Origin of the sequence: Acetobacter farinalis (genome assembly GCF_011516935.1) — a bacterium.
GTDB classification, from domain to species: domain Bacteria; phylum Pseudomonadota; class Alphaproteobacteria; order Acetobacterales; family Acetobacteraceae; genus Acetobacter; species Acetobacter farinalis.
In genome coordinates this window covers 1-3,279 of sequence record NZ_WOTF01000049.1, presented here as the reverse complement: position 1 = coordinate 3,279, position 3,279 = coordinate 1, and the positions used below count along the sequence as shown (strand labels likewise).

The window sequence follows — 3,279 nt, the reverse complement described above, 5'->3', positions numbered from 1 at the left end:
AATCCTCACGGCCTCGCGCTTGAAATCTTCCGTATGTTTCATGGTTTCGTCGGTCTCCTGATACAAGCTTAAAACGCTCAGATGACCGGCACAAAACCGTTACAAGTCCACTCTGCCTCCTGAAAGCCTAGCGATCGTTTTAAGAGGGGGAATAAGAGGGGTAAGAGTTTTTTAAAAACTCATAAGTCATTGTTTTAATTGGATTTTATTTTGATAAATGGCGGAGGGGATGTCCGCCAATATGAAGGCGCGGCAAAACGCTTTAGAGTGCATTTCACCCTAAAAAACAATCTATTAGTTCGGATTGACGACGCACACCGCCGCACATAGACGCGTGAAACTATATGATATAAGGTGGGATCAAAGATGGGACTGGAAATCCATGAGCAAGCTTCCGCCGAACCAGTTGACCGTACGCAGGATCGCCAGCCTGAAAGATGGCGTTCACGGCGATGGCGGAAACCTGTGGATCACGATCCGGGGCGAGACACGCGCCTGGACGTTTCGCTTCAAGAGCCCCCTGACCGGCAAGCGCCGGGAAATGGGATTGGGACCGGCACGTGATGTGTCGCTCTCCGAAGCGCGCGCCAAGGCAACCAATGCCAGGCGTCTGCTGCTGGAGGGAATCGATCCTCTGGAGGAGCAGACCAAAAGAAAGCGTAGAATCGTCAGAGCGCGAACCTTCGAGGAAGTTGCCGAGCATTACATCACGGAGCAGACACCCGCCTGGAAAGACCCGCGTTCCGCGCCGATGTGGCGCAGTTCTCTCGGTCGACATGTTTATCCCCTTATGGGGAGCCGCCCGATCGGCCAGATCCAGACAGAAGACGTGCTGTCCGTGCTACGCCCCATTTGGGAAACGACCACTGAAACAGCCAGCCGTATTCGCGGGCGGATCGAGCGCATTCTTGACTACGCTCACAGCCATCATTGGCGTGAAGGCAACAATCCGGCCCGATGGCGCGGTCATCTGGCCAATATTCTCCCGAAACCCACGGCCGTGACCAAGGTCGTGCATCATGCGGCCATTCCCTACCGTGATCTTCCAGCGGTGTTTGCACAACTTGGTCGACAGGATGGCTCCGCCGCTCTTGCCGCCCGCTTCCTCTGTTTGACGGCCGCGTTCTGGGGAGGTACGTCATGCCCTGTGGTCTGAAATCGATTTCGAGAAGCAGATTTGGGTGGTTCCGGCCGAGCGTATGAAAGCAAAGCGCGAGCATCGCGTGCCCTTGACGGTCAGTGCCGTTAGTGTGCTCCGGCGGATGGAGGTACTGACATCACCCGCTTCAGCCGAGGGTCTGATTTTCCCTGGTGGAAAAATTGGATCTCCGCTCAGCGATGTTGCCGTCTCCAAAGCACTCCATCGTGCAGCCGGCACGAAGGATGTGACCATTCATGGACTGCGATCCAGCTTCCGCGACTGGGCGGCGGAGGAGACGGACTTTTCACGGGAGGTGGCGGAAATGGCGCTGGCTCATGCCATTGGAGATAAGGTCGAAGCTGCTTACAGGCGGGGCGATCTGTTCAGCAAGAGGCAAGAGATGATGGCGCAGTGGGAGACGTTCTGCCTGGGGCACGGATAGAGAGAGCGAACACCGTTTTTTTGGGGGAGAAAAGATTACAGACTGTTCCCTTTTGCGCGCAATAACAAAAATTCAGACGCATCGAGTTCTACGACGTGTCGTCAGTTAAGCCCTGAGTAGCTTTGTTGCGCAAATGTATGCACGGGATTCACGGAATGAATCTCGTCTGTTAACTGGTTGCCATGAGCAAGCCGAAGCCCACGCGCTACCGAACGACGAACTGACCCTCCTACAACGCAGAGCTGAAGAAGCGCGGGTCCCGTATCAGGCCTCTGATGCGAAAATGCTATCGAGTGCCGGAGACGGGCCAGCCCAAGACTTGGCTGGTCTATGGACGAAGCGAACGAGACAATCCTGTCGGAAAGGCGCTGCGACGACTCGTCACGAGCCCGAAAGCACAATTCCGGTGGGGGAACCCCGAGCAAAACCTCTATATCTTCAGGAACGAAGTACGGAGCACGGTCACCTCCCGTTATCATGATGTGGCAATGGCTTTAAGCCGAGCCTGAACGGAGAGCCGTATGCGTTGAAAGGCGCACGTACGGTTCGGAGAGGGGAAGCGCATATGCGCTTCCTACTCTACTTCCCATGAAACGGGGATTTCTCCATCTCGTCGCGATCATGGACTGGTTCACGCGCAAGGTGGTGTCCTGCGTCTGTCGAACACGATGGACGCGGAGTTCTGTATTGAGGCACTCCGGGATGCGCTGATGCGCTACGGCACCACGGAGATTCTCAACACGGACCAAGGCTCACAATTCACGACGCCCCGTTTTGCCGGGATCCTGGAAGGCCGTCAGATCCGTATCAGCATGGACAGGCGTGGGCGCTGGCTGGACAACGTGTTCATCGAGCGTCTATGGTAGTCGTTGAGATACGAATATGTTTACCTGTACGCATTTGAGACCGCATCAGAACTTCGAGTGGGGCTCACGAAACGGATCATCCGTTATAACGGGCAACGTTCCCGTACGGCCTAGGCTGGACGAACGCCTGATGAGGCGTATCATGGACAACAGCAGCGCCGTCAGAATGGCAGCATAACAACAACCGGGTATAAACCCAAAAACTGTCCGAACGGACGGGTCCACCATCTGGCAAGATGGGTAATGCTCGTAGTAAGCTAGAGCAGGTTTTGACGAATGCCCGTCTATAGAGAGAGAGAGGTAGGCCCACGACGGAAATGGTAAATGCGGTAACCAATCCACGGGCGAGAGCATGATCAATCGTCGTCGGTCGGCTCGTAGCATACCCGTCAGGTCCTCTAGCAGTTTTTGGTCACATCAGACCGAGTTCTGTTGTAGGCATCTTACAACTACGCTCCTCAAATGACGGTCATGAGAGCTTATCTCCCTGTCTGAAAAACCGAGGCTACCTCATCCTCTCTTGTCTTCGCCGTTAAAAAAAATTAGAATAAGCGTATTAGGAATGAAAGGTTTCGAATAAATGTTGATTTTTACTACGCAAAATATTTTACCTTAGGGATACTTAAATTAATTGACAATTTCTTACGGAACTTCTTCCTTTCCAAGCGATCTTAGCTAGGTGCTCGACAGCACCGGACGGTTCTAAATTTTCTTGCAATACTACGGCGTGTCGTCAGTTAGGCCCTGAGAGTTGTACTTTCTGGCTGCCTGTGCTGATTGTTTTCCCGGTTTTCAGGGGGGGGGGAGCAACAGATGCGGCGGTATGGCTT

At 53.9% G+C, this 3,279-nt stretch carries 2 pseudogenes; both read left to right on the top strand.

Annotated features, from left to right (window positions below):
• Nucleotides 1-382 precede the first annotated feature (382 nt).
• Nucleotides 383-1,583: pseudogene (locus tag GOB82_RS13495) on the top strand (tyrosine-type recombinase/integrase).
• A gap of 576 nt (nt 1,584-2,159) precedes the next feature.
• Nucleotides 2,160-2,627: pseudogene (locus tag GOB82_RS13000) on the top strand (transposase); the annotation flags it as partial.
• Nucleotides 2,628-3,279 lie beyond the last annotated feature (652 nt).